We start from the raw sequence: 1,355 nt of genomic DNA, 5'->3' as shown, positions 1-1,355 counted from the left end.
TATAATACTCCCGGTTTTTTGGACAGGCAATTAAAGTAGATATTTGTAAACTTTTAAACCTGTCAAATGAGTAAAACGAGCCGTAGAAAGTTCAGTTCTGAGTTCAAAGCCAAAGTAAGTATTGAAGCCATCCGGGAACAGCAAACCATCGAAGCCCTGGCGAAGAAGTACGACGTGCATCCCAGCCAGATCAACACCTGGAAAAAAGAATTCCTGGCTCAGTCTGCCTCTGTATTTGAGAAGGAAGGCAAAGCCGGCGGTGATGGCAAAGACCAGTTGATCAATGTGCTCTATGCCCAGATTGGCGAGCTGAAGGTAGCCAACGACTTTCTAAAAAAAAAGCTGCTATAAAACCCTTGTCGGAGCGTAGGATGATGATCGAAAAAGACCACCCCGAACTGAGTATGGTAAAGCAATGCGAATTGCTTGAGATAAGCCGCAGCGGCCTGTATTATGAGCCGGAGCCTGAAAGCGAGGAGAACCTTGCCATCATGCGGGTATTGGACGAACAGTACTTCAAAACTCCGTTCTATGGGGTGGAGCGGCTGACGGTCCTGCTGGCCGGGATGGGCTATGCGGTGAATGTCAAGCGCGTGCGGCGGCTGATGAAGCTGCAGGGCTGGCAAACGCTCTATCCCATGCCCCGAACTACCCAGGCGGATCCTGCGGCCTACAAGTACCCCTACCTGCTCAGGGACCTGCAGATCCAAAGGAGGAACCAGGTTTGGGCTATCGACATCACCTACGTGCCCATGAAACGAGGATTCATGTACCTCTGCGCCCTCATTGACGTACACACCCGCTTTGTGGTGGGCTGGGGTGTTTCCAACACCATGACAGCGGAATGGTGCACGGAGATCGTCCTGGAGGCTGTAGCCCGCTATGGAACGCCTGAGATCATCAACAGCGATCAGGGCAGTCAATTTACCAGCGAGGTCTACACTAAGTTCCTTAAAGGCAAGGAGATACAGATCAGCATGGACGGTAAGGGTCGCGCCATCGATAACATATTCATCGAGAGGCTTTGGCGTACGGTAAAGTACGAAGACATTTACCTGCATGTCTATGAGGATGGCCTAAGCCTGTACCGGGGTTTGAAGAAGTTCTTTTCTTTTTACAACGAGGAAAGGTGTCACCAGTCCCTTGAATATGAAACGCCGCACCAGCTTTACAGCAAAGAGGCCGCTTGATAACAATGGCTTGCCCCTGCCGGGCGGGCTTGCACTTTAAAACAAATGATTGCCGAAATCAGTCCTATATTTGCAAACCTCAAAGTGGCAATCATTCATTTTAAAGCGCCGAAAATCATCTCTTAGCAACATCAAGAAATTGTCCGAAGACTTGGGAGTATTTCA

2 protein-coding genes are annotated in these 1,355 nt (G+C 49.6%); both read left to right on the top strand.

Annotated elements, in window-relative coordinates:
- Nucleotides 1-66 precede the first annotated feature (66 nt).
- Nucleotides 67-351, top strand: coding sequence for a transposase (locus V9K67_RS26980; protein ID WP_336728231.1), 285 nt, complete (start codon nucleotides 67-69; stop codon nucleotides 349-351).
- A gap of 5 nt (nucleotides 352-356) precedes the next feature.
- Nucleotides 357-1,190: an IS3 family transposase gene (locus V9K67_RS26975; RefSeq protein WP_336728230.1), complete on the top strand. Its 834-nt coding sequence runs from the start codon at nucleotides 357-359 to the stop codon at nucleotides 1,188-1,190.
- Nucleotides 1,191-1,355: the final 165 nt, after the last annotated feature.

Source organism: Huijunlia imazamoxiresistens (assembly GCF_037132455.1).
Taxonomy (GTDB): domain Bacteria; phylum Bacteroidota; class Bacteroidia; order Chitinophagales; family Chitinophagaceae; genus Flavisolibacter; species Flavisolibacter imazamoxiresistens.
The sequence above is the reverse complement of the archived record's forward strand: the minus strand, read 5'-3'. Positions and strand labels throughout refer to the sequence as shown.